Annotated in this window: 24 protein-coding genes and 1 tRNA gene; 19 read left to right on the top strand and 6 right to left on the bottom strand. The window is 66.2% G+C overall.

The genetic code is table 11. The features are described 5' to 3' along the window. Positions 1-39: 39 nt before the first annotated feature. The 3 genes from ccmI to P2G62_RS16335 are packed head-to-tail and all read left to right on the top strand — an operon-like array spanning position 40 to position 2,262. Complete coding sequence (ccmI, locus tag P2G62_RS16325) at positions 40-1,572, top strand: c-type cytochrome biogenesis protein CcmI (protein WP_275735949.1); 1,533 nt, start codon at positions 40-42, stop codon at positions 1,570-1,572. Continuing rightward, complete coding sequence (gene ruvX, locus P2G62_RS16330; protein ID WP_275735950.1) at positions 1,569-2,048, top strand: Holliday junction resolvase RuvX; 480 nt, start codon at positions 1,569-1,571, stop codon at positions 2,046-2,048. Before ccmI ends, ruvX begins: the two co-directional genes overlap by 4 nt. Next, complete coding sequence (locus tag P2G62_RS16335) at positions 2,041-2,262, top strand: DUF1289 domain-containing protein (RefSeq protein WP_275735951.1); 222 nt, start codon at positions 2,041-2,043, stop codon at positions 2,260-2,262. The genes ruvX and P2G62_RS16335 overlap by 8 nt, the downstream gene beginning before the upstream one ends. A 104-nt stretch (positions 2,263-2,366) precedes the next feature. Here P2G62_RS16335 and P2G62_RS16340 read toward each other — a convergent pair whose 3' ends face one another. Both P2G62_RS16340 and P2G62_RS16345 read right to left on the bottom strand, forming a co-directional pair. Further along, complete coding sequence (locus tag P2G62_RS16340) at positions 2,367-3,479, bottom strand: ABC transporter ATP-binding protein (RefSeq protein WP_275735952.1); 1,113 nt, start codon at positions 3,477-3,479, stop codon at positions 2,367-2,369. Between the two features lie 90 nt (positions 3,480-3,569). After that, a complete protein-coding gene (locus tag P2G62_RS16345; protein WP_275735953.1) occupies positions 3,570-4,349 on the bottom strand; it encodes an SDR family oxidoreductase in 780 nt (259 codons plus the stop codon). Between the two features lie 207 nt (positions 4,350-4,556). On the opposite strand from P2G62_RS16345, the gene P2G62_RS16350 reads away from it, so the two are divergent. The 3 genes from P2G62_RS16350 (at position 4,557) to P2G62_RS16360 (ending at position 7,649) form a co-directional block, all read left to right on the top strand. Continuing rightward, entirely contained in the window at positions 4,557-5,564 is a 1,008-nt protein-coding gene (locus P2G62_RS16350; protein ID WP_275735954.1) for a Hint domain-containing protein, read from the top strand. Between the two features lie 53 nt (positions 5,565-5,617). Further along, positions 5,618-7,213, top strand: coding sequence for a peptide chain release factor 3 (locus tag P2G62_RS16355; RefSeq protein WP_275735955.1), 1,596 nt, complete (start codon positions 5,618-5,620; stop codon positions 7,211-7,213). A 73-nt stretch (positions 7,214-7,286) separates the two neighbouring features. Further along, positions 7,287-7,649: a hypothetical protein gene (locus tag P2G62_RS16360; RefSeq protein WP_275735956.1), complete on the top strand. Its 363-nt coding sequence runs from the start codon at positions 7,287-7,289 to the stop codon at positions 7,647-7,649. A gap of 127 nt (positions 7,650-7,776) precedes the next feature. Here P2G62_RS16360 and P2G62_RS16365 read toward each other — a convergent pair whose 3' ends face one another. After that, the gene (locus P2G62_RS16365; RefSeq protein WP_275735974.1) at positions 7,777-8,973 is read right to left on the bottom strand and encodes a deoxyguanosinetriphosphate triphosphohydrolase; all 1,197 of its coding nucleotides are present in this window, start codon (positions 8,971-8,973) and stop codon (positions 7,777-7,779) included. Positions 8,974-9,052: 79 nt separating this feature from the next. Here P2G62_RS16365 and P2G62_RS16370 point away from each other — a divergent pair, with 79 nt between their 5' ends. The 4 genes from P2G62_RS16370 to P2G62_RS16385 all read left to right on the top strand — a co-directional run bounded on the left by P2G62_RS16370 (position 9,053) and on the right by P2G62_RS16385 (position 12,098). Beyond that, positions 9,053-9,382 carry an iron-sulfur cluster assembly accessory protein gene (locus P2G62_RS16370; protein ID WP_275735957.1) on the top strand — a complete coding sequence of 110 codons (330 nt, stop codon included), beginning with the start codon at positions 9,053-9,055 and terminating at the stop codon, positions 9,380-9,382. Between the two features lie 281 nt (positions 9,383-9,663). Beyond that, positions 9,664-10,617, top strand: coding sequence for a hypothetical protein (locus tag P2G62_RS16375; protein WP_275735958.1), 954 nt, complete (start codon positions 9,664-9,666; stop codon positions 10,615-10,617). 55 nt (positions 10,618-10,672) lie between these two features. Beyond that, a complete protein-coding gene (gene xth / locus P2G62_RS16380; protein ID WP_275735959.1) occupies positions 10,673-11,452 on the top strand; it encodes an exodeoxyribonuclease III in 780 nt (259 codons plus the stop codon). 76 nt (positions 11,453-11,528) lie between these two features. Continuing rightward, positions 11,529-12,098, top strand: coding sequence for a peroxidase-related enzyme (locus P2G62_RS16385; RefSeq protein WP_275735960.1), 570 nt, complete (start codon positions 11,529-11,531; stop codon positions 12,096-12,098). A 142-nt stretch (positions 12,099-12,240) separates the two neighbouring features. Here P2G62_RS16385 and P2G62_RS16390 read toward each other — a convergent pair whose 3' ends face one another. Next, positions 12,241-13,416 carry an FAD-dependent monooxygenase gene (locus tag P2G62_RS16390; RefSeq protein WP_275735961.1) on the bottom strand — a complete coding sequence of 392 codons (1,176 nt, stop codon included), beginning with the start codon at positions 13,414-13,416 and terminating at the stop codon, positions 12,241-12,243. Positions 13,417-13,507: 91 nt separating this feature from the next. After that, positions 13,508-13,930: an RNA polymerase-binding protein DksA gene (gene dksA, locus P2G62_RS16395; RefSeq protein WP_275735962.1), complete on the bottom strand. Its 423-nt coding sequence runs from the start codon at positions 13,928-13,930 to the stop codon at positions 13,508-13,510. Between the two features lie 240 nt (positions 13,931-14,170). Here dksA and P2G62_RS16400 point away from each other — a divergent pair, with 240 nt between their 5' ends. The 8 genes from P2G62_RS16400 to P2G62_RS16435 all read left to right on the top strand — a co-directional run bounded on the left by P2G62_RS16400 (position 14,171) and on the right by P2G62_RS16435 (position 20,592). After that, entirely contained in the window at positions 14,171-15,013 is an 843-nt protein-coding gene (locus tag P2G62_RS16400) for a MoxR family ATPase (RefSeq protein ID WP_275735963.1), read from the top strand. 254 nt (positions 15,014-15,267) lie between these two features. Beyond that, positions 15,268-17,292 carry an ASKHA domain-containing protein gene (locus P2G62_RS16405; RefSeq protein WP_275735964.1) on the top strand — a complete coding sequence of 675 codons (2,025 nt, stop codon included), beginning with the start codon at positions 15,268-15,270 and terminating at the stop codon, positions 17,290-17,292. Positions 17,293-17,350: 58 nt separating this feature from the next. Continuing rightward, positions 17,351-17,424 (top strand) — tRNA-Gly (locus P2G62_RS16410). Positions 17,425-17,757: 333 nt separating this feature from the next. Beyond that, positions 17,758-18,486 carry a MotA/TolQ/ExbB proton channel family protein gene (locus P2G62_RS16415; protein WP_275735965.1) on the top strand — a complete coding sequence of 243 codons (729 nt, stop codon included), beginning with the start codon at positions 17,758-17,760 and terminating at the stop codon, positions 18,484-18,486. Continuing rightward, positions 18,483-18,863, top strand: coding sequence for a biopolymer transporter ExbD (locus P2G62_RS16420; RefSeq protein ID WP_345799279.1), 381 nt, complete (start codon positions 18,483-18,485; stop codon positions 18,861-18,863). The genes P2G62_RS16415 and P2G62_RS16420 overlap by 4 nt, the downstream gene beginning before the upstream one ends. A 3-nt stretch (positions 18,864-18,866) precedes the next feature. After that, on the top strand, positions 18,867-19,307 hold the full coding sequence (locus P2G62_RS16425) for a biopolymer transporter ExbD (protein WP_275735966.1): 441 nt from the start codon (positions 18,867-18,869) through the stop codon (positions 19,305-19,307). Further along, positions 19,304-20,164, top strand: coding sequence for a cell envelope integrity protein TolA (gene tolA, locus P2G62_RS16430; RefSeq protein WP_275735967.1), 861 nt, complete (start codon positions 19,304-19,306; stop codon positions 20,162-20,164). Before P2G62_RS16425 ends, tolA begins: the two co-directional genes overlap by 4 nt. A 77-nt stretch (positions 20,165-20,241) precedes the next feature. After that, positions 20,242-20,592 carry a RidA family protein gene (locus P2G62_RS16435; protein ID WP_275735968.1) on the top strand — a complete coding sequence of 117 codons (351 nt, stop codon included), beginning with the start codon at positions 20,242-20,244 and terminating at the stop codon, positions 20,590-20,592. 160 nt (positions 20,593-20,752) lie between these two features. Here the strand turns inward: P2G62_RS16435 and P2G62_RS16440 are convergent, their stop codons facing one another. Continuing rightward, on the bottom strand, positions 20,753-21,181 hold the full coding sequence (locus P2G62_RS16440; RefSeq protein ID WP_275735969.1) for a SufE family protein: 429 nt from the start codon (positions 21,179-21,181) through the stop codon (positions 20,753-20,755). 123 nt (positions 21,182-21,304) lie between these two features. Here P2G62_RS16440 and P2G62_RS16445 point away from each other — a divergent pair, with 123 nt between their 5' ends. Further along, a complete protein-coding gene (locus tag P2G62_RS16445; RefSeq protein WP_275735971.1) occupies positions 21,305-21,790 on the top strand; it encodes a hypothetical protein in 486 nt (161 codons plus the stop codon). The last annotated feature ends 411 nt before the right edge of the window (positions 21,791-22,201 follow it).

The raw sequence follows: 22,201 nt of genomic DNA on the forward strand, positions 1-22,201 counted from the left end.
CCCATCCGGCCTAAATGATGCGCAAGGATAGGAGACCTCATGCTGTTTTGGACCCTCACCGCCGCCCTGGTGGCGTTTGTCGCGCTGCTTTTCGTGCTGGCCCTCGTGCGCCGTCACCCCGCGACGGCGACCGCCGCCGATTATGACGTGCAGGTTTATCGCGACCAGTTGCGCGATCTGGAGCGCGACCTCACCCGCGGCGTGATGAGCGCCGAGGAAGCCGAGCGCACGCGCATCGAAATCTCGCGCCGGATGCTGGAGGCCGACCGCGCCGCGCAAAAGGCCGCCCGCCCCTCCGAGGCACCCCGCGCGGCAACGGTGGCCGTGTTGCTGGGGCTGGCGGCCCTGATGGGCGGGTCGTTCTGGCTGTATCAACGGCTGGGCGCGGCGGGCTATGCCGATCAGCCGATCGCCGGACGGTTCGAACTGGCCAACGATCTGTATGACAGCCGTCCCAGTCAAGACGATGCGGAAAAGGCCGCCGAGGTTCAGCGTGGCCCGATGCCGACCCCCGAGCCGCAGTTCGCCGAACTGATGGAGCGGCTGCGCAAGGCCGTGTCCGAGCGTCCCAACGATGTGCAGGGTCTGGCACTGCTTGCGCGGAACGAAGCCAACATGGGCAATTTCCGCGCGTCCTGGCAGGCACAACGCCGGCTGATCGCGCTGCGCGGCGATGCCGCCACCGCCGCCGATTACGCGCAGCTGGGCGAATACATGACCGTGGCCGCCGGCGGCCTGGTGACCAAAGAGGCCGAAGAAGCCTTCGCCACCGCGCTCGACAAGGACCCGCGCGATGCGCTGTCGCGCTATTACATCGGGTTGATGATGGCGCAGAACGCGCGCGGCGACCGGGCGTTCCGGATCTGGGATGCCATGCTGCGCGACGGCACCCCCGAAGGGCCCTGGATGACGCCGATCCGGGCCAATATCGAACAACTGGCCTGGATCGCGGGCGAGACCAGCTATCAGATGCCGCAGGCAAACGGGCGCGGCCCGACGGCCGAGGATATGCAGGCCGCGGCGCAGATGTCGCCCGAAGAGCGCCAGCAGATGATCCGCGGCATGGTCGAACAGCTCAACGACCGGCTCGCCACCGAAGGCGGCACCGCCGCCGACTGGGCCAAGCTGATCTCTTCGCTGCGGATGCTGGGCGAGGAAGACCGCGCGCAGAAAATCTGGACCGAGGCGCAGGGGCTGTTCGCCACCGCCCCCGACGATCTGGAACGTATCCGTCAGGCCGCCGAAGGCGAAGTGGCGCAAATGCCGATGGCCGCCCCGCAGGCACCGATGATGCCCGGCCCCAGCGCCGAGCAGATGCAGTCCGCCGCCGAAATGACCCCGGAAGAGCGCCAGCAGATGATCGAGGGCATGGTCGACGGGCTGGTCGACCGGCTGACCACCGAGGGCGGGGCCGCCAACGAATGGGCGCGCGCCATTTCCTCGCTGGCGACATTGGGCAAGACCGACCGCGCCGCCGAAGTCTATGCCGCGGCACAGACCGCGCTGGCGGGCGACGAGGCTGCGCTTGCAATGGTCAAGGGCGCCGCAGAGGCCGCCGGAGTGGCGCAGTGATCTGCGCCACCATCGAAGATTTCGCGCCCCACCTGCCGCGCTACGGCGGGCTCGCGGGGCTTGATCTGGGCACCAAGACGATCGGCGTCGCGGTCTCGGACCGGATGCGCTCGGTCGCCTCGCCGCTTTCCACCATCCGGCGCGAGAAGTTCACGCTGGACGCGGCGGCCCTGCTGAAGATCACCACCGAGCGCGAAATCGTGGGGCTGGTGCTGGGCCTGCCGATGAACATGGACGGCACGGAAGGCCCGCGCTGCCAGTCGACCCGGGCCTTCGCGCGCAATCTGGAAAAACTGACCGATCTGCCGATCACCTTCTGGGACGAGCGGCTGTCCACCGTGGCCGCCGAACGCGCGATGCTGGAAGCCGACATGAGCCGCAAGCGCCGCGCCGAGGTGATCGACCATGTCGCGGCCGGTTTCATCCTGCAGGGCGCGCTGGACCGGCTCAGTCACATGGGGGCGGCGCATGGCTGACCCGACCGACGAGATCGAAAGCCCCTGCGTCAAGCTCTGCGCGATCCACCCGGTCGAGAAGATCTGCGTCGGCTGCTTCCGTTCCCTCGCCGAAATCGGCAACTGGTCGCGGATGACCCCCGAAGCGCGCCGCGCGATCATGGCCGAACTGCCCGCCCGCGCCCCCCGCCTTCACAAACGTCGCGGCGGGCACACCGGACGCACGGGCGAATGAAGGGGGCGGCCCGCTCTTTGCCTGCGGCAAGATGAACGAGCTTTCACCTTGGTTCAAATATCCCGGGGGTGAGCGGCCACAGGCCGCGAGGGGGCAGCGCCCCCTCAGTCTTTTGAAGGAAACACGAAGCAGCGGTCGCGACGGATCATCAGCCACATCGGTGTGCCGGGTTTGGGCAAAAACACATTGGGCACCGTCGCGCGCAACACGCGGCCGTCGAAATCCATGCGGAACTCCACCAGGCTTTCGCGCCCCATGAAGCGCGCGCGTTCCACCACGCCGCGGGCGGGCGTGCCATCTTGCGCGGTCGGATTGGGGCCGCGGCCCGCGCGATCGAAGTCGATCTTGAGGTGCTGCGGGCGGATGACGATATCGACCTCGGTACCGTCAGGATGGCCGGGCATCAGGAAATCGCCAAAGGGCGTGGCCGTCAGGGCGCCCCGCACCACGCCCTTCAAAACGTTGATATCGCTGAAGAACGCCGCCGCCGCGCGATCCACCGGCGCGTTATAGAGGTTATAGGGTGCGCCACGCTGCACGATCTTGCCGCCGCGCATCAGCAGGATCTGGTCGGCCATGCGCATCGCCTCGTGCGGCTCGTGCGTGACCAGCAGAACGGCGGTGCCTTCCTCTTTCAGCAGCGCCAGCGTCTCGTCGCGGATGCCGTCGCGCAGCCGCTCGTCCAGCCCCGAGAAGGGCTCGTCCATCAGCAGGATGCGCGGGCGCGGCGCCAGCGCCCGGGCCAGGGCCACGCGCTGTTGCTCGCCCCCCGACAGCGCATGTGGGAAGCTGTCGATGTGTTTTTCCAGATGCACCCGTTCCAGCAGTTCCGCCACCCGCGCGCGTTTCTCGGCGCGCGAACCGTCCAGCCCGAAGGCCACGTTGTCCGCCACGCTCAGGTGCGGAAACAGCGCGAAATCCTGAAACATCAGACCGATGGCCCGGCGTTCGGGCGGCACGCGGAACACCGTGTCGCACACCAGGTTGCCATCGACGAAGATCTTGCCCTGATCTTGCATGTCCACGCCCGCGATGATCCGCAGCGTGGTGGATTTACCGCAACCCGAAGGCCCCAGCAGGCAGGTGACCTGTCCCGCCGGGATGCTGAAGGACACATCGTCGACCACCACCTGCCCGTCGAAGCGGCGCACCAGGTTCTGCACCTCCAGCCGGGGGGCTTCGGCGTGGTGCGGCTGCGGGGCGGAGGATGGGCTCACCGGGCTTTCCGATCAAATCACTCAGGGATAAGGCGGGATAACAGGGCGCGCGCGGGGGTGCAAGCCACCGCCCTGCGCCCTGCCGTGCCCTCAGATGGTGATATTCGTGGCACCGCCATCAAGCAGGATGTTCTGCCCGACAATGAACCCCGCATGGGTCGAACACAGGAAGGCACACATCGCGCCGAATTCTGCCCGCGTGCCATAGCGCCCGACCGGGATATTGGCAAAGCGCCGCGCGCGGGCCTCGTCCAGGGTAATCCCCTCGGCGCGCACAACGGCCCCGTCCAGCGCATCGGCGCGGTCGGTCGCATGCAGCCCGGGCAGCAGGTTGTTGATGCAGACCCCGGCGTGGGCAACCTGCCGCGCCGTGCCCGCGACAAACCCGGTCAGCCCGGCGCGGGCCGAATTCGACAGCCCAAGCTGCGCGATCGGCGCGCGCACCGATTGCGAGGTGATGTTGACCACCCGGCCCCAGCCGCGCGCCATCATGCCCGGCAGGCAGGCCTGCATCATCGCGATCGGCGCCAGCATGTTGGCATCCAGCGCCTTGATGAAATCCTCGCGCGTCCAGTCGCTCCAGACGCCGGGCGGCGGGCCGCCTGCGTTATTGACCAGAATGTCCACATCGCCCGCAGCATCCAGCACCGCGGCGCGGCCCTCGGGCGTGGTGATGTCGGCGGCGACCGGGATCACCGTCACGCCGAAGCGCGCCTCGATGTCATTGGCGGTGGCGGCCAGCGCATCGACGCCGCGCGCGTTCAGCACGATTTCGGCGCCGGCCTCGGCCAGCGCCTCGGCACATCCGCGCCCCAACCCCTTGGAGCCCGCACAGACGATCGCACGCCGCCCCTTGATCCCCAGATCCATCCCTCTCTCCTCTTTGCTGATCCCGCCCGTTGAGGGCCGATCGTCCCGGCCCCCGAACCTAGCGTGAACGGCGGGCAAGACAAGGCACAACTGTCCGCAGCGCCTCCCAAGGCTTGACGCACGCGACAAGTCCTGATTAACCCCACGGAAGCCTTTCACGTCCAGTTTGTGCCGCACACGCCCCCTTAGCCAGAGATCCCCACGCCGATGGTTTCGCGCCCCGCTCCGCCCGCTCAGGCCGTTCACGTCTTCGATGCGGATCTGATCTGGGTCACCTCGGGGGCCAATCAGGGCGACGGTCTGGATCTGGCAGGCCTGTGCCAGCCTGGCGATGTGTATCAGCTGGATCGTGCGGCACAGCCGCTGCGGCTGATGTTGCAACCAACGCCTGCCGAAAACGGATCGCAGCATATTGCACAGGGGTCCGAGCTGGGCCAGCCCGGCGATTGCATCACCCTGCTGGCGCGCCATGTGATGATGGCGCCCGATGGCGACACCGTCGACATCCTGCTGATCCGCCATGACGAGGCGCAGGCCCTCTATGCGCTGCCGCTTTCGCCGATTGCCGCGCGCACCGATTACACGCTGATCGAGGCGCATGAGGACCCCGGCGCCGTGCGGCTGTCCGATCTGGTCTGCGTGGCCTTCACCACCGGCACGATGATTACCCTGGCAGGCGGCGCGCAACGCGCGATCGAGACGCTGAGCCCGGGTGACCGGGTGCTGACCCGCGATAACGGCCCGCAGCCGCTGCGGCTGGTCAGCAAGGCAACGCTGCGTGCGCTTGGCTCCTTCGCGCCGGTGGTGATTTCCGCAGGCACGCTGGGCAATGACGGTGATCTGGTGATCTCGCCGCACCATCGTGTGTTCCTGTATCGCCGCGGCGACAAACGGCTGGGCGACACGTCCGAAATTCTGGTGCAGGCCAAGCATCTGGTGGATGACGACCATGTCTGGCGCCGCGAAGGCGGCTATGTCGATTATTACGCGCTAGTCTTCGACCGGCACGAGATCATCTATGCCGAGGGCATCCCGGTCGAGAGCCTGATGGTCAACGCCGCCACCCTGAGCCTGCTGCCCGAGGAACTGACCGCCGAGATCCGCGCGCGCCTGCCCGACCTGAGCCACAAGCCGCATTTCGGCACCGAAGCCGGGCGCGAAGTGCTGGACCGCGTCGGCCGCGAGGCGCTGTTCAAACACCGCGACAAGGACTGAGCGCCCCCCCCATCCCGCTTGCCCGTTGTCGCCCCTTCGGCTAAAGGGCGCACATGACAAACACAGCCGCCCTTCCGCCCGAAATCGCCCGCCGCCGGACCTTTGCGATCATCTCGCACCCCGACGCCGGCAAGACCACGCTGACCGAAAAATTCCTGCTGTTCGGCGGCGCCATCCAGATGGCCGGTCAGGTGCGTGCCAAGGGCGAGGCGCGGCGCACGCGGTCGGACTTCATGAAGCTCGAGCAAGAGCGCGGGATCTCGGTCTCGGCCTCGGCCATGTCGTTCGAATACAAGGAGTTCCGCTACAATCTGGTGGATACCCCCGGCCACAGCGATTTTTCCGAAGACACCTATCGCACGCTGACGGCGGTCGATGCGGCGATCATGGTGATCGACGGGGCGAAGGGCGTGGAAAGCCAGACGCGCAAGCTGTTCGAGGTCTGCCGCCTGCGCGACCTGCCGATCCTGACCTTCTGTAACAAGATGGACCGCGAAAGCCGCGACACGTTCGAGATCATCGACGAGATCCAGGAAAACCTGGCAATCGACGTGGCGCCCGCCAGCTGGCCGATCGGGATGGGACGCGAGTTTCTGGGCTGCTACGACCTGCTGCACGACCGGCTGGAGCTGATGGACCGGGCCGACCGCAACCGGGTGGCCGAGACGGTCAAGATTTCTGGGCTGGACGATCCGAAGCTGGCCGAACATGTGCCCGCCGCGCAGCTGGCCAAGCTGCGCGAAGAACTGGAAATGGCGCGCGAACTGCTGCCCGCCTTCGACCGGCAGGCGTTTCTGGAAGGCCATCTGACGCCGATCTGGTTCGGCTCGGCGATCAATTCCTTCGGCGTCAAGGAACTGATGGACGGGATCGGCGAATTCGGCCCCGAACCGCAGGTGCAGAACGCCGCCGAACGCGCGGTCTCGCCCGACGAAAAGGCGGTGACCGGCTTCGTGTTCAAGGTGCAGGCCAACATGGACCCCAAGCACCGCGACCGCGTGGCCTTCGTGCGGCTGGTCTCGGGGCATTTCACGCGCGGCATGAAACTGACCCATGTGCGCACGAAAAAACCGATGGCCGTGTCGAACCCGGTGCTGTTCCTGGCCGCCGACCGCGAACTGGCCGAAGAGGCCTGGGCAGGCGACATCATGGGCATTCCCAACCACGGCCAGCTGCGCATCGGCGATGCGCTGACCGAGGGCGAGGTGCTGCGTTTCACCGGCATCCCGAGTTTCGCGCCCGAATTGCTGCAATCGGTGCGCTCGACCGACCCGATGAAGGGCAAGCATCTGGAAAAAGCGCTGATGCAATTCGCCGAGGAAGGTGCGGCCAAGGTGTTCAAACCCGCCATCGGGTCGGGCTTCGTGGTGGGCGTCGTGGGGGCGCTGCAATTCGACGTTCTGGCCAGCCGGATCGAGATCGAATACGGCATCCCCGTGCGGTTCGAGCCGAGCCAGTTCACCAGCGCCCGCTGGGTGCAGGGCGACAAGGCGGCCATCGAGAAGATGGTGAACGTCAACAAGCAGCACATCGCCCATGACCACGACGGCGACATCGTGTTCCTGACCCGCCTGCAATGGGACATCGACCGCGTGGTGCGCGACTATCCCGGCATCGTGCTGTCGGCGACGAAGGAAATGATGGTGTAGCCTTAGGACAAAAAGCTTGCGTATGCGCCTGACTTCGCTAGCGTTTCCCTAGTAAAAAATGAGGGAGCTTCGTATGCGAACCGTGCTGGTTGCCATGATTTTTGCTCTGAGCGGCTGCGCCTCGCAGATACTCGAATCCTATGTTGGCAAGTCGGTAAATGAGCCGATCCTCGATTACGGCCCACCAACACATGTGCTCGAACTGGACAATCACACCCGGGCATATCAGTGGAAGGTTGATGCCTCCGGCGCCATGCCGATCTACACTCCCACCAGCGCGACGGCATACGGCCCGAGCGGGGTAACGACCGTGACAGGCTCAACAACGACTTGGGTGCCCTACAGCAATACCTGTATCTACACTCTTCTCGCCCAACCCAACGGTAAGGACTGGGTAGTCACAGGCTATCGCAAACCCTCACTCGACTGTGAGTAATTACAACCTCGGCGGGCAGTAGGAAGGCGCCGTTACCCCTCCCTAGTGCCCCGACCCGAGCGTTTCCCCTTGCACCAAATACCCATAAATGGCAACGGATCGAGGTTGCAAAGATGCAAGCCCCCGCTCAGGCTTCGGGTTCGATCAGCCGGTGGTATTCCTGGATCGCGAAGCGGTCGGTCATGCCCGCCACATAATCCAGAACCACGCGCGCAAGTTCCGTCTTGCCTTCGTTGCCCTTGGCTGCGGCGCGCGCGACATCTTCGTGCCAGTCGTCGGGCAACAGCCCCGGGTCGTCCAGAAACAGCGGGAACAGCGCATTCACCATCGCGGTCACGCGCTTGCGTTCGATCACGACGGTCGGCGCGCGATACATGCGCTGGAACAGGAACAGCTTGATCGCCTTGAGGTTCTGATAGAGCGGTTTCGAGAACCGGATGATCGGCCCGTCCATCTGGCGGATGTCGTCAACCGATTGCGGCTGCAGGCTGGTCAGCCGGTTTTGCGCCACCGCGATCACATCCTCGACCATCACGCCAAAGACCCGGCGCAGCGCCTCGTGGCGGCGGCGGGTGGCGTCGAGCCCCGGATGCAGGCGGTCGACCTGCTCGAAACACTCGCCGATCACCGGCAGTTCGCACAGGTCGTCTTCGGTGAACAGCCCGGCGCGCAAACCATCGTGCAGATCGTGGTGGTTATAGGCGCAATCGTCCGCGACCGCCGCCACCTGCGCCTCGGCCGAAGCGTTGGTTTCCAGCTCCAGATCCCATTGCGCGTCGAATTCGGCCAGCGCGTAGGGCAGGCTGGCGCGGTCGGGCACCTGATGCGAGCCGCCCTTGTCCGAGATCACCGGTCCGTTGTGCTTGGCGATGCCCTCGAGCGTCTCCCACGTCAGGTTCAGCCCGTCGAAGCCTGCATAATGGCGTTCCAGTTTCGTCACGATCCGCAGCGCCTGCGCGTTGTGGTCGAACCCGCCATAGGGCGCCATCAGGACCGCCAGCGCATCCTCGCCGGTGTGGCCGAAGGGCGGGTGGCCCAGGTCATGCGCCAGCGCCACCGCCTCGGCCAGATCGGTGTTGAGCCCCAGCGCCCCCGCGATCGTGCGCGCCACCTGCGCCACCTCGATCGTGTGGGTCAGCCGGGTGCGGTAATAGTCGCCCTCGTGCTCGACGAAGACCTGGGTCTTGTGCTTCAGCCGACGAAACGCCGAAGAGTGGATGATCCGGTCGCGGTCGCGCTGGAAGGGCGTGCGGAAGGTCGAGATGCTTTCGGGGTAAAGCCGTCCCCGGCTGGCATCGGGATGGCAGGCATAGGGTTGCAGCACGGGCATCCTCGTCTTGTCGGCACGTTCGCCCCACCCTATATCCCGATTGTTACCGAAATACAGGCCCAAGGTGCGTATCATGCAATTGCCCCCCAAAGTGACCGACCGCGCCTTTGCCCGTCTGGCGGCGATCAACGCCGGTCAGGCCGTGCCGCGCGCGTTGCGCGTGGCGGTCGAGGGCGGCGGCTGCTCGGGGTTCCAATACGACCTGAAGCTGGAAGATACCCCGGCCGCAGATGACATCGTGCTGGAAGGCGCGGGTCAGCGCGTGTTCATCGACCCGGTCTCCCTGCCCTTCCTGGAAAACGCCACGATTGATTTCACCGACGAGCTGATCGGCGCAAGGTTCGTGGTGCAGAACCCGAACGCGACCAGTTCCTGCGGGTGTGGGATCAGTTTCTCGATGTGAGGCGGCTTGTGCAGGGTCAGAGGCCCATGCAAACCTGACCCGCGCGGGAACGAGGTGGGCGGATGGTGCGGGCGAATGAGATCAGGGACGAGAATACTCTAGTCGCGTGGTTAGAAGCGCGACCAAAGGACACGCGGCAGCGGGACGTTACAGTTATTGCGCATCGGGCCGCCATGCGGGTGTTACCGATTTTCGTTTTGGATCTCGGGAAACACTCAGTGGCGAACCAAGATTTGGCAGCCCTTCCATTTCTGCGGACAAGTTTGACGTCAGAGGTCTGCATGGCGAATATGTCAATTGACGTCGAAAATGCACTTTCGTCCGCCATTTTTTCCCTCTCATCCTCTACCAAAGCCGTCTCCGCCCTACCTGCACTTTCCGCAGCAATCTCCGCTATCTCTACCACCGCAGCCGCCTTTTTTGTTTCCATCACACGCTCCGCTGGTGTTTTGAATAGCACGCGCGATGACGCCGCTGTGATCGAAGCCGGAAACGCCCCACAATTTTCGCCGCTTTGGATGCACTTGGAAACCCCAGGCAGGTATGATCAGGTGGATCCCCCATACCAGAAAGGGCGCGTTCTTGATGAATTCAGTTCGCATTGGCACAAAGCGCGCACTTGGCTTTCCGGCCTCTCCGGCTATGAGTTCTGGATCCGCTGGTATGAATCCGCCCTCTATGGCCGCCCGCTCACCGACGACTGGAACAGCCATTTTCAGCTACTGACTGACATTGCCCTCATCCCGAATGAAGACTGGCAAAAGGGCGCTGTGCATGTGGCCAGGCTTATCGCCGCGCGCGAGGAACGCCATCGCCTCCTCGCACAAACACGCCGCCTTCAAGCAGAGCTGGCGCCTATCGCCTCGCATGTTTCTTCCTCACGGGTTGGCCACAATAATCCACCCGAGGAACTGACCGATATTGAGGCAGTCCAAGCAGTCTCAATCATTTGGCTAACACTTAATAACGCAGAGCGAGAACTCGAGAAAGTAAAGCCTTCGCGCCAAGCGCTGCGTAAGATCGCGCGAACCCTGCTGAATGCCGCAATCGCAATGGCGAGATACTGTGCAAAACTGACGGACAAAGCCTTGCAAAAGGCTGCCGAAGAGGTTGGCTCTGCCTCGGCAAAATGGACGATCACACTTGGGGGCGGAACACTCATCGTCAAAATGATGGGCCTAGACGACGCGATCCGAACTCTCGCAGAGGCCATTGCGCGCTACGCAGGTGGCTAGCCCCTTTCACTCACACGCCTAGCCCCCTACAACAGGGCAAACCGGAGGGCCGCGCATGAAAATCGCCACATTCAACATCAACGGCATCAAGGCCCGGGCCGAGGCTTTGCCCGCTTGGCTGCGCGCGGCAGAGCCCGATGTGGTGGTGTTGCAGGAAATCAAGTCGGTGGACGAGGCCTTCCCGCACGAGATTTTCGACGGTTTGGGCTACAGCATTGAAACGCATGGGCAAAAGGGCTTCAACGGCGTCGCGATCCTGTCGAAACTGCCGCTGGAGGACGTGACCCGCGGCCTGCCCGGTGATGACACTGATGAACAGGCCCGCTGGATCGAGGCAACGGTGGTGGGCAAGGTGGCGGTGCGGATTTGCGGGCTCTACCTGCCCAACGGAAACCCGGCGCCGGGGCCGAAATACGACTACAAACTGGCCTGGATGGCGCGGATGCGCGCGCGTGCGGCCGCGTTGCTGGCCAGCGAAATGCCGTTCCTGATGGCTGGCGATTACAACGTCATCCCGGAGGACGAGGACGCCGCCAAACCCGAAGCCTGGCGCGAGGATGCACTCGCGCTGCCCGAAAGCCGCGCGGCGTTCCGGCGCATCCTGAACCTGGGCTTCACCGATGCCTTCCGCGCCCGGGTGCAAGGTGCGGGGCATTACAGTTTCTGGGATTATCAGGCCGGCGCATGGGCCAAGAACAACGGCATCCTCATCGACCACCTGCTGCTCAGCCCGCAGGCCGCCGATCTGTTGCGCGATGCGGGCATCGACAAGGCGGTGCGGGGCGGCGACAAGCCCTCGGATCACGTTCCGGTCTGGATCGAGCTGGACGCCTGACCCGGCGTGACGCTGCGTCACTCACCCCCGGCCCGGCGGCCCGTGCATAGTGGCCGCACTCAGGGAGGAGTGACACATGACCCAATACCCGATCAGCCGCTTTCCGGTGCCCCGGCTTGCCGATCTGCCCGAAGACATCCGCGCCCGCATCGAGGCGGTGCAGGAAAAGGCGGGCTTCATCCCCAATATCTTTCTGGCGCTGGCCCATCGCCCCGATGAATTCCGCGCCTTCTTCGCCTATCACGACGCGCTGATGGAGCGCCCGGGCAACCTGAGCGTGGGTGAGCGCGAGATGATCGTGGTCGCGACCTCGGCGGCGAATGAATGCCAGTATTGCGTGGTAGCCCATGGCGCGATCGTGCGGGTGCGCATGAAGAACCGCATCCTGGCCGATCAGCTGGCCAGCAATTACCGCAAGGCCGATATCACGCCGCGCCAGCGCGCGATGCTGGATTTCGCACTGAAGGTCAGCGCCCGTGCGCAGGAGGTGGACGAGGCCGATTACGCCGCGCTGCACGCCCATGGGCTGAACGATGACGACATCTGGGACATCGGCGCGATCACCGCCTTCTTCGGCCTGTCGAACCGGCTGGTGAACATGGCCTCGATCCGCGCCAATGAGGAATTCTTCGGCATGGGCCGATAGGGCGCAGGGGGGCGCCGCCCCCCAGGCCTTGCGGCCTCCCCCCGGGATATTTCGACCAGAAAGAAGGATAGGGCTTTCTTTCTGGTGCAAATATCCCGGGGGAGGCTGCGGCACGCAGCCGGGGGCAGCGCCCCCTGCCCGGTCAGCCGCCCGCGCCGGCGGTCACATCATGGCCATAGACCCAATCGAAATGTCCGATCAGCCGCTCAGGCGCCAGCGACGAGGCCAGCCGCAGCCCCAGATGACCGACGGTGCGGCTAAGACCCGACAGGTGGTAATTGCGCGCGTTCTTGTTTGCGGCCTCGACGATACGGGTGCAGCGCGGGCGGCGCGCGGCCTGATAGGCGGCCAGCGCGGCCGCATCGCCATCATGGCTGGCCAGGGCCTCGGCCAGAACCCAGGCATCCTCCAGCGCCATCACCGCCCCCTGCGCGAGGAAGGGCAGCGTCGGATGCGCCGCGTCGCCCAGGATTGCCGCGCCCTGGCCGTGCCAGTGTTCCGCCACCGGATGACGGAACAACCCCCAAAGCCAGGGTTCCTCGACCTGATCGAGCCAGCCCCGCACCGTCGGGCAGAAATCCTCGAAGGCGGCGCGCAGGGTCAGCGGGTCGTCGCGCAGGGTCCAGCTTTCCTCGACCCAGCGGCGGCGCTCCTCGATGGCCACGATGTTGCGCAGCCCGCCGCCCAGCGGATAGCTGACCAGATGCTTGCCCGCGCCCATGAAGACCTGCGCCAGTTTCGGCGCGGTATCGTCACAGGGGATCAGCGCGCGCCAAGCGACCTGATGGGTGAAGAACGGCGCCACCGCCCCGTTCAGCGCCTGACGCACCTTCGAATGCAGCCCGTCTGCGCCGATCAGCAGGTCGGCCTCCAGCTCGACACCCTGTGCGGTGACCAGCCGGGGCTTGTGATCGCCCAGAATCACGCTGTCGATCTTTTGCAGCAACCGGATCTGCACACCCGCCGCGCGCGCGCCTTCGGCCAGCAGTTCGATCAGTCGCGCGCGATGCACGAAACGATACTCTGCCCCCGGCCGCAGCCGCGCCAGATCGAGCCGCGCGACACGGGTCGCGGTTTCGCCGTCGATCAGCTCGACCGCCTCTCCCACCGGCCCCGCCGCGGCCAGCGCTTCGCCCAGGCCCAGGGCCTGCAGGACGCGCGCGCCGTTGGGCGAGATCTGCAGCCCGGCGCCCACCTCGCGGATCGCCTCGGCCTGTTCGAACACCGTCACCTCGGCCCCGCGCAGCGCCAGGGCGCGCGCCACCGTCAGCCCGGCAACCCCTGCCCCCAGCACCGTGATCTTGCGTCCGATCAGCATCGGCCCCTCCTGAAATCAAAACACCGGCACCTTGGGGGCGCCGGTGCGAACCGTCCTTGAGCGAAATCAAACCGCTCCGATCCGAAACCGCTCAGTCGTCGCGGTGGACTTTCTCGCGGCGCTCGTGACGTTCCTGCGCCTCCAGCGTCATCGTGGCAATCGGGCGCGCATCCAGCCGTTTCAGGCTGATCGGCTCGCCCGTCATCTCGCAATAGCCGTATTCGCCGTTGTCGATCCGGCGCAGCGCGGCGTCGATCTTGCTGACCAGCTTGCGCTGACGATCCCGGGTGCGCAGCTCCAGCGCACGGTCGGTTTCTTCGCTGGCGCGGTCGGCGATGTCGGGCACGTTGCGCGCCGATTCTGCCAGACCTTCAAGCGTCTCGGCGGATTGTTCCAGAAGTTCGGCTTTCCATGCCTGCAGCTTGCGGCGGAAATACTCGAGCTGACGGTCGTTCATGAACGGCTCGTCTTCGGCCGGGCGGTAGTCATCCGGAAGAAACGATTCGGCTTTCATTCGCGACCCTCTCCTTCGTGCCTGCCGGTTCGGGTTTCTTGCAAACCATCCGGCGCCTCTTGCGCGCTCCCATACCGCATGGCGCAGGGGTTGTCACGCCCCCCTTTCACCCCGATGTGACGTGGCGCGATCACATTTGCCCCCCTGCGGCCGGGTTGCGGGCTTGCCGCAGCGCAGATAACGTGGCCCGGCCCGGATGGTCCTTGCGACAGTCCGGCCCCAGCCACAGGAGCCCGCGCCGTGAAGTTTCAATCGACCGAGACCTATGTTGCCCCCGCCGATCTGACGGTGGCCGTCAATGCCGCCGTGGCGCTGGAACGTCCGCTGCTGGTCAAGGGCGAACCGGGCACCGGCAAGACCGAACTGGCGCGCCAGGTTGCCGCCAGCCTGGGCCTGCCGATGGTGGAATGGAACATCAAATCCACCACCAAGGCGCAGCAGGGCCTGTATGAATACGACGCCGTCTCGCGCCTGCGTGACAGCCAGCTGGGCGATGCGCGGGTCAATGACGTGAAGAACTACATCCGCAAGGGCAAGCTCTGGCAGGCGTTCGAGGCGCCGGGCAAGGTGGTGCTCTTGATCGACGAGATCGACAAGGCCGATATCGAGTTCCCGAACGACCTGCTGCAGGAACTCGACAAGATGGAGTTCCACGTCTACGAAACAGGCGAGACGATCCGCGCAGCGCAGCGCCCCGTCATCATCATCACCTCGAACAATGAAAAGGAACTGCCCGACGCCTTCCTGCGCCGCTGTTTCTTCCATTACATCCGCTTCCCCGAACCGCAGGTGATGCGCCAGATCGTCGAGGTGCATTTCCCCGGCATCAAGGAGGCGCTGCTGACCACCGCGCTGACGCAGTTCTACGAAATCCGCGAAACCCCGGGACTGAAGAAGAAACCCTCGACCTCTGAAGTGCTCGACTGGCTGAAACTTCTGCTGGCCGAAGACCTCGCCCCCGAGGATCTGGCGCGCGAGGGCGCGAACCTCCTGCCCAAGCTGCACGGCGCACTTCTGAAAAACGAGCAGGACGTGCATCTGTTCGAACGGCTGGCCTTCATGGCCCGGCGTCAGACCCGCTGAGGCGGTGGCACAGGGGGCGCTGCCCCCGGCCTGCGGGCCTCCCCGGGATATTTCGGCCAAGGTGAACGGCAGGCGCCGGCCGCTATTTCATCTTGGCCGAAATATCCCGGGGGTGAGGGCCAGGGGCCCGAGGGGGCAGCGCCCCCTGCACGGCTCATCATCTTCATGACGTTTTCTCATCGCCCCCGGTCGTGCCCGGGCTTTGCCTCGGCCCCGCTTCGGCCTAGAACGGGATCAAGACACAGGAGAGGCGCATGGCAGACGACGCATTGGTCATTTTCACCCCTTCGGGCAAACGCGGGCGCGTGGCGCGGGGCACCAGCGTGCTGCAGGCGGCGCGGCAGCTGGGGGTGGATCTGGATTCTGTCTGCGGCGGGCGCGGGATCTGTTCGAAATGTCAGGTCCAGCCGGGTCTGGGCGAGTTTCCCAAGCATGGCGTCACCGTGGCGCCCGATGCGCTCAGCCCGATCAACGCGGTCGAGGAACGCTATGACCGCGTGCGCGGGCTGAAACCGGGGCGGCGGCTGGGCTGTCAGGCCTGCATTCAGGGCGATGTCGTGCTGGACGTGCCGCCCGAAAGCCAGGTCCACCGTCAGGTGATCCGCAAAAGCGCCTCCGAGCGGGTGATGGTCATGGACCCGGCCAGCCGCGCCTGTTTCGTCGATGTCACCCAGCCCGATATGCATGAACCCTCGGGCGATTTTCAGCGCCTGTCTGAAGCGCTGGAAAAACAATGGGGCATCAAGGGGCTGCAGGCCGATCTTGCGGTGTTGCGCGGGTTGCAGCCGGCGCTGCGCAAGGGGGGCTGGTCGGTCACGGCGGCGGTGCATGACGATGGCACCGGCGCCGCGCCGCGTCTGGTCGCGCTTTATCCCGGGCTGCGCGAGGCACCGCTTTACGGGCTGGCGATCGACCTTGGTTCGACCACCATCGCGGGCCATCTGGTCGATCTGACCGATGGCGCGGTGCTGGCCTCGTCGGGGCTGATGAACCCGCAGATCCGCTTTGGCGAGGATCTGATGAGCCGCGTGAGCTATGTGATGATGAACCCGGGCGGCGATGTGGAAATGACCGCCGCCGTGCGTGCGGCGCTGGCCGATCTGGCGGCCGCGCTGGCCGAAGAGGCGGGCGTCGATGCCGCGGGTATCACCGAGGCCTGCGTCGTCTGCAACCCGGTGATGCACCACCTGCTGCTGGGGATCGACCCGGTGGAGCTGGGTCAGGCGCCGTTCGCGCTGGCCACGGGGGCGGCGCTGAACCTGGCCGCGGCCGAGATCGGGCTGGGCAGTATCGCCCCGGCCGCGCGCGCCTATATCCTGCCGCTGATCGCGGGCCATGTCGGCGCGGATGCCGCCGCCGTGGCCCTGTCCGAGGCGCCCGAAACCCGCCCGGACCTGTCGCTGATCGTCGATGTCGGCACCAATGCCGAGATCATTCTGGGGAATAATCAACGGGTTCTGGCCTGTTCCTCACCCACCGGCCCGGCCTTCGAGGGGGCGCAGATTTCCTCGGGGCAGCGCGCAGCACCCGGCGCGATCGAGCGGATCGAGATTGACCTGCAAACCAAAGAGCCGCGCTTTCGCATCATCGGCAACGACCACTGGTCCGACGATCCGGCCTTCGGCACGCCCGCGATCACCGGGATCTGCGGATCGGGCATCATCGAGGCGGTGGCCGAAATGCGCATGGCGGGCATCGTCGATGCTTCGGGCCTGATCGGCGCGGCCGAGCAGGTCGGCACCCCGCGCTGCGTGGCCACCGGGCGCACCCATGAATATGTGATCCATGACGCAAGCCCGGACGGGCCGCGCATCACCGTGACGCAGGGCGACATCCGCGCGATCCAGCTGGCGAAATCGGCGCTTTACGCCGGCGCGCGGCTGCTGATGGACGAGATGGGCGTGGACCGGGTGGACCGGGTGGTGCTGGCCGGGGCCTTCGGCGCGCATATCAGCCCGAAACACGCGATGGTGCTGGGCATGATCCCCGATGCGCCGCTGAGTGCCGTCACCTCGGCAGGCAATGCGGCGGGCACGGGCGCGCGGATGGCGCTGTGCTCTGTCACCGCGCGGCGCGCGATCGAGGCGCAGGTGCATAACATCCACAAGGTCGAAACCGCGATCGAACCCCGTTTCCAAGAGCATTTCGTGGCCGCCAACGCCCTGCCCCATGCCACCGACCCGTTCCCCGAACTGGCCAAGATCGTCACCCTGCCCGATGTCAGCTTCAACACCGGCGGCAGCGGCGAAGGTGGCGGGCGGCGGCGCAGGCGGGGCTGACAAAACGCACGGCGCCCGCTTGACGAAACCGGGCGCTTCGCTTACCTAGTCGCGCAACGCGGGTGTAGCTCAATGGTAGAGCCGCAGCTTCCCAAGCTGATGACGAGGGTTCGATTCCCTTCACCCGCTCCAATCTCCCTCAAAATGCCACATCCGCGCGCCATTGAGCGTGCCTTGTCGGGTGCTGCGTGCATCAGGTTGTGTGGCCGTCTTGGCCGTGGATTGTCCCGTAATATACCCGATCATTTCTGTAGGTTTTATCTGGCCAATATCCGCGCTGGATGCTAGATCAGCAACAGACGCGAAGCCGATTCCAGCCACGCACGAGACATCCGTCAGGGCCTTTCCTTGCCGACAAGGGGCCGAGTGCCTGCCCGGCTGCGCCGTTTCCGCGCGTGCCGGCCACCGCCTCCCCCGTCAGCCCCTGATCGCCCGACGGACCATGCCCGCAGACGGAGAGCGCAGATGTTCCCGACCGAGACCCAAGAGATCCTCCTTCCGACGCTTGCACGGATGCGCGAATTCGTGTTGCTCGGCGGCCCTGCGATGTGGGCAATCGCCGTGCTGTCCACGATCACCCTGGCGCTGATCCTGTGGAAGACCTGGCGGCTGGCGATGCTGGGCGCTTGGTCCGGCGGCAAGGCGGTCGAGCGCGCCTTGACGGATTGGGCGGCGGACCGGCACGACACGGCAATCGCCAGTCTCGCGGCGCGGCACGGCCTGCGCGCACGGCTGGTCTGTGCGGCGATGCACGCCGATCGCACCCCGGGCCTGCGCCCCGAAGAGGCGCAGGCCGAGACGGTGCGCGTGGCCAAGATGTTGCTAGCGCAGGCGCGCGCCGGGTTGCGCGGGATCGAGCTTGCCGCCGTGATCGGCCCGCTGCTGGGTCTGCTGGGCACGGTGACCGGCATGATCGCGGCCTTTCAGGCGTTGCAAGAGGCCGGCGCCCGTGCCGATCCCGCGACGCTGGCCGGGGGCATCTGGGAGGCACTGCTGACCACGGCCGCAGGCATGGCGGTGGCGATCCCGGCGCAGATCGCGCTGTCGTGGTTTGAAAGCGTGATCGAACGGCTGCGCCACGACATGGAAGACGCCGCAACCCGTGTTTTCGTGGCGCGCCCCGATACGCGGCATGCCGCGCAGCCGCTTGCCCGCGCCCGTCATGTTCCCGCGCAACTGCATGTGGCCGAATGATGCTGTCGCTGGACGCGCCGCGCGGCACGCGCAAGCCCGACCTGACCCCGATGATCGACGTGGTCTTTCTGCTGCTGGTGTTTTTCATGCTCGCCTCGCGCCTGTCGAATGACGCGGCGCTCCCGCTGGCCAACGGCGCGGCTGCCTCCGATACCGCCCCGGTCGAATTGCGGCTGGTCGAATTGCGCCCCGAGGGGGTGTTGCTCAACGGGCTGCCGGTTGCGCTGCCCGATCTGCCGGCCGCTTTGCAGGCACGCGAAACGCCGCCCGAGGCCCCGGTGGTCCTGCGCGGGCGCGACGTGACGCTGCAAGACCTCGTGGCGGTGATGGAACGGCTGCGCGCAGCCGGTTTCACCCGCCTCATGCTGGTGGAGTGAGCAATGCAGATCCCCTCGCCCCGCCCCGCGGGAAGCACCGGAAACCTGCTGCCGATGATCAATGTCGTCTTCCTGTTGCTGATCTTCTTCCTCATATCGGCGCAGCTGGCCCCGCCCGAACCCTTCGCCGTGACCCCGCCGCAGGCCGAGGCCGCCTCCGAGGCGCAGGGTGAATTCACCCTGCATCTGGCCGCCGATGGCATTCTGGCCTTTCACGACACGCAAAGCCCCGCGCCGGACGCGGATGCGGCGGTGCTGGCGGCGCTGGCGGCCCAACGCACCGCCTATTGCGCGCAAAACGATTGCACGGCCGAAGCGCCGCGCCTGATGCTGCGTGCCGATGCGCAAACCGGGGTGGCCCGTCTGGCCGCGCTGCTGCCACAACTGGGGCAGATGGGCTTTGCCGTGACCGATCTGGTCGTGCGCGCCGGAGAGGCCGGATGACCCTGCGCGGCATGACCGAAACCGCGATCTTCGGGATCGTGGCGCTGGCGCTGCAGGCGGCGGTGTTCCTCGTGCGCCTGCCCGAAGGCGGGGCCGAGGCTGCGGGGCTGCAGGGCGACACGCTGAACAGTCTCGAGGCCGCCAACGCAGCGGTTCAGCAAATGGTCGCCCGCTTCGATGCCCCCCTGACCGACACTCCCCCCCTGCCCGAGCCGCTGCCCCCCCTGCACATCGCGCCCCCTTCCCCGCCGCAAGTGCCCCTTGCGGTCTTGCCCCCGCTGCCCGAACTGCCCGCCATCGCGGCCCCTGAACGCCCCCGCGCCGAGGTACCGCCAGATCCCGAGGCCGAAGCGAAGGCCGATCCCGTCCCCGACACCCGCCCCACGCCGAAACCTGAAGCCCGGAAGAAACAGGCGCGCCCCGCGAAGGAACCGGCCGCGACCGCCCCACGCCAGGCGAAATCCGGCCAGGATCAGGATCAGGCCGCACAGCGCGCCAAAGGCACCGGCGGCAACAGGCAGGCCGGCCAGAGCGCCCAGGCCCAAAGCGCCACCGCATCGCCTGCCAGAACCCGCAGCCTGATCGCCGAATGGGGCGGCACGATCCGGGCGCGGATCGAACGCGCCAAACGCCCGCCCTCGGGCGCGGGGCGCGGACGGGGCGTGACCACCGTGCGGCTGACCGTGACACGCGCGGGTCAACTTGCCAGCGCATCGGTCGCGCGGTCTTCGGGCAACCCCGCCCTGGATCAGGCCGCGCTCTCTGCCGTGCGCCGCGCCGGCCGGTTCCCGCCCGCTCCTGCAGGTCTGGCCGATCCGACCTACCGCTTCGCCGTCGAGATCCAGTTCGCCCGCTGAGCGCGGCTGCGCTTTGCACTGGCGTGCGCGCGATGGCTTGGCTAACACCGCCACAGCATCAGCAACAGGAGGGCCCCATGGCCACGATTGAACGCATCGAATGCGGCGCGCGGATGAGCGAAGCCGTCACCTACAACGGCCTGATCTGGCTGGCCGGTCAGGTCGGCACGCCCGACACCAGCGTGACCGAACAGACCACGGCGATTCTGGCCAATATCGACCGGCTTCTGGCCGCGGCCGGATCGGACAAGACCCGCATCCTGAGCGCGCAGATCTGGCTGGCCGACATCGCGGATTTTGCCGAGATGAACGCGGTCTGGGACGCTTGGGTGCCCGCAGGCCACTGCCCCGCGCGCGCCACCGGCGAGGCGAAACTGGCCGCGCCCGGCTACAAGGTGGAAATCATCATCACCGCCGCGCAGGGCTGAGCCCGGCGCGCTCAGGGGGGCGCTGCCCCCCGGCTTCGCCGCCCCCCGGGATATTTCGGCCAGAAAGAAAGCCGACCGCAAAGGCCCTTTCATCTTGCCATACATACCTCGGGGGTGAATGCGGCGCGGCCGCAGAGGGGGCAGCGCCCCCTCCCCGCCCTCAGGCCGCCGCGGTCTGGGACGCCAGAAGCCGGATCCGCTCGACCATCGCGCGCACCCCGTTCGAACGCTGCTGGCTCAGATGTTCGGTCAGTCCGAGCCGCCCCAGTTCCGCCGCCGCATCGACCTGCAGCACCTCGGCCACGCTCAGCCCGGAATAGAGCGCGTGCAGCACCGCAATCAGGCCGCGCACGATCATGGCATCCGACTCGCCCGCGAAATCGAAGCGCGCCTGCGGCCCCTGCCCCTCGATCCGTGGCAGCAGCCAGACCTGGCTGGCGCAGCCCTCGACCTTGGTCGCAGGCACTTTCACCGCCTCGTCGAGTGGCGGCATCGCGCGGCCCAGCTCGATCACATGGCGATAGCGGTCTTCCCAGTCGTCCAGAAATTCGAAGGTCTCGGCGATTTCTTCAAAGGCTTGCGCGGCCATCTGCCCCTCCTGTCACTTGCCCCCTGCCTAACGCGACGGGGCGCGAGGGTCCAGTGGCGGCTTTTCAAACCCCGCGCGATGGGCTACCCAAGGCAGAACGCTGCCGCAGCCTTGGGAGACCCCATGAAAACGCCCCTGATCGCCTCGCTCGTCCTTGCCACGGCTCTGGCCGGTTGCGGTTTCGGGCAAAGCCGCCTGAACCCTTTCAACTGGTTCGGCCCCTCGCGGCCCGAGCCCACGACGCTGGCCCCCGAAGGCGGCTATGCCGAGGCACGTGGCGATTTCCGCGTCGAGGCCGCCACGATCACCCGGCTCGAGATCAAGCCGACGCAGGGCGGCGCCATTGTCTCGGCCGCCGGGCTGCCGCCGACGCAGGGCTGGTGGGATGCCGAGCTGATCGCCGAGAACGACGGCTATCCGGTTGACGGGGTGATGAGCTATCGCTTCGTGCTGGCCGAACCCCAGCCTGGAAGCCCGGCCGCAAGCCGCGTGAGCACCCCGGAATCGCGCGAAGTCACCGTGGCCGCCTTCATCTCGAACGCGCGTCTGGCCTCGGTCAGCAAGGTCGTGGTCAGCGGCGCGGGCAACGCCCGCTCGGTCAGCCGCTAAGCGGCGTCCACCCCCGGCCGCAACACCGGATTTCACGTCCGCACGTCACAGCACACGCGCCCCCTGGGCCTTGCGGGGGGGGCGGGTGTCTGCATGCCACGCGATGCGGCGACGGGTCCAAAACCGACATGATGCTTTTTGCGGCAAAGCGCCCGTCCGTGGCGCAAGTGGCCGGTCATTTCTGCGCCAATATTGCTTTTTGTGCAAAATCTTTGCGATTTAGGCAAATTCTCCTTAGACAAAAGGTCCAAGGGGGCCTGCGCGGCCTCCCAATAACAAGAATGATCTTCCACACCAACAGGGAGCCTTTGACGTGGAACAGGACCTTGCGACATTGGCGGCTTCGGTCGCCGAACTGAAGGCGAAGGCGGCGATGACCGGCACGACCTTCTCCGAGACGTTTTATTTTCT

The organism is Paenirhodobacter sp. CAU 1674 (genome assembly GCF_029222945.1).
GTDB lineage: Bacteria > Pseudomonadota > Alphaproteobacteria > Rhodobacterales > Rhodobacteraceae > Rhodobacter.

What these genes read in the sequence shown, in the direction of transcription:
- P2G62_RS16425 (WP_275735966.1), top strand. Translation starts at nt 18,867, where the DNA reads ATGCAGATCCCCTCGCCCCGCCCCGCGGGAAGCACCGGAAACCTGCTG.
- ccmI (WP_275735949.1), top strand. Translation starts at nt 40, where the DNA reads ATGCTGTTTTGGACCCTCACCGCCGCCCTGGTGGCGTTTGTCGCGCTG.
- P2G62_RS16345 (WP_275735953.1), bottom strand. Translation starts at nt 4,349, where the DNA reads ATGGATCTGGGGATCAAGGGGCGGCGTGCGATCGTCTGTGCGGGCTCC.
- P2G62_RS16415 (WP_275735965.1), top strand. Translation starts at nt 17,758, where the DNA reads ATGTTCCCGACCGAGACCCAAGAGATCCTCCTTCCGACGCTTGCACGG.
- P2G62_RS16360 (WP_275735956.1), top strand. Translation starts at nt 7,287, where the DNA reads ATGCGAACCGTGCTGGTTGCCATGATTTTTGCTCTGAGCGGCTGCGCC.
- P2G62_RS16350 (WP_275735954.1), top strand. Translation starts at nt 4,557, where the DNA reads ATGGTTTCGCGCCCCGCTCCGCCCGCTCAGGCCGTTCACGTCTTCGAT.
- xth (WP_275735959.1), top strand. Translation starts at nt 10,673, where the DNA reads ATGAAAATCGCCACATTCAACATCAACGGCATCAAGGCCCGGGCCGAG.
- P2G62_RS16385 (WP_275735960.1), top strand. Translation starts at nt 11,529, where the DNA reads ATGACCCAATACCCGATCAGCCGCTTTCCGGTGCCCCGGCTTGCCGAT.
- P2G62_RS16355 (WP_275735955.1), top strand. Translation starts at nt 5,618, where the DNA reads ATGACAAACACAGCCGCCCTTCCGCCCGAAATCGCCCGCCGCCGGACC.
- P2G62_RS16390 (WP_275735961.1), bottom strand. Translation starts at nt 13,416, where the DNA reads ATGCTGATCGGACGCAAGATCACGGTGCTGGGGGCAGGGGTTGCCGGG.
- dksA (WP_275735962.1), bottom strand. Translation starts at nt 13,930, where the DNA reads ATGAAAGCCGAATCGTTTCTTCCGGATGACTACCGCCCGGCCGAAGAC.
- P2G62_RS16440 (WP_275735969.1), bottom strand. Translation starts at nt 21,181, where the DNA reads ATGGCCGCGCAAGCCTTTGAAGAAATCGCCGAGACCTTCGAATTTCTG.
- P2G62_RS16370 (WP_275735957.1), top strand. Translation starts at nt 9,053, where the DNA reads ATGCAATTGCCCCCCAAAGTGACCGACCGCGCCTTTGCCCGTCTGGCG.
- P2G62_RS16405 (WP_275735964.1), top strand. Translation starts at nt 15,268, where the DNA reads ATGGCAGACGACGCATTGGTCATTTTCACCCCTTCGGGCAAACGCGGG.
- P2G62_RS16420 (WP_345799279.1), top strand. Translation starts at nt 18,483, where the DNA reads ATGATGCTGTCGCTGGACGCGCCGCGCGGCACGCGCAAGCCCGACCTG.
- tolA (WP_275735967.1), top strand. Translation starts at nt 19,304, where the DNA reads ATGACCCTGCGCGGCATGACCGAAACCGCGATCTTCGGGATCGTGGCG.
- P2G62_RS16445 (WP_275735971.1), top strand. Translation starts at nt 21,305, where the DNA reads ATGAAAACGCCCCTGATCGCCTCGCTCGTCCTTGCCACGGCTCTGGCC.
- P2G62_RS16375 (WP_275735958.1), top strand. Translation starts at nt 9,664, where the DNA reads ATGGCGAATATGTCAATTGACGTCGAAAATGCACTTTCGTCCGCCATT.
- P2G62_RS16335 (WP_275735951.1), top strand. Translation starts at nt 2,041, where the DNA reads ATGGCTGACCCGACCGACGAGATCGAAAGCCCCTGCGTCAAGCTCTGC.
- P2G62_RS16435 (WP_275735968.1), top strand. Translation starts at nt 20,242, where the DNA reads ATGGCCACGATTGAACGCATCGAATGCGGCGCGCGGATGAGCGAAGCC.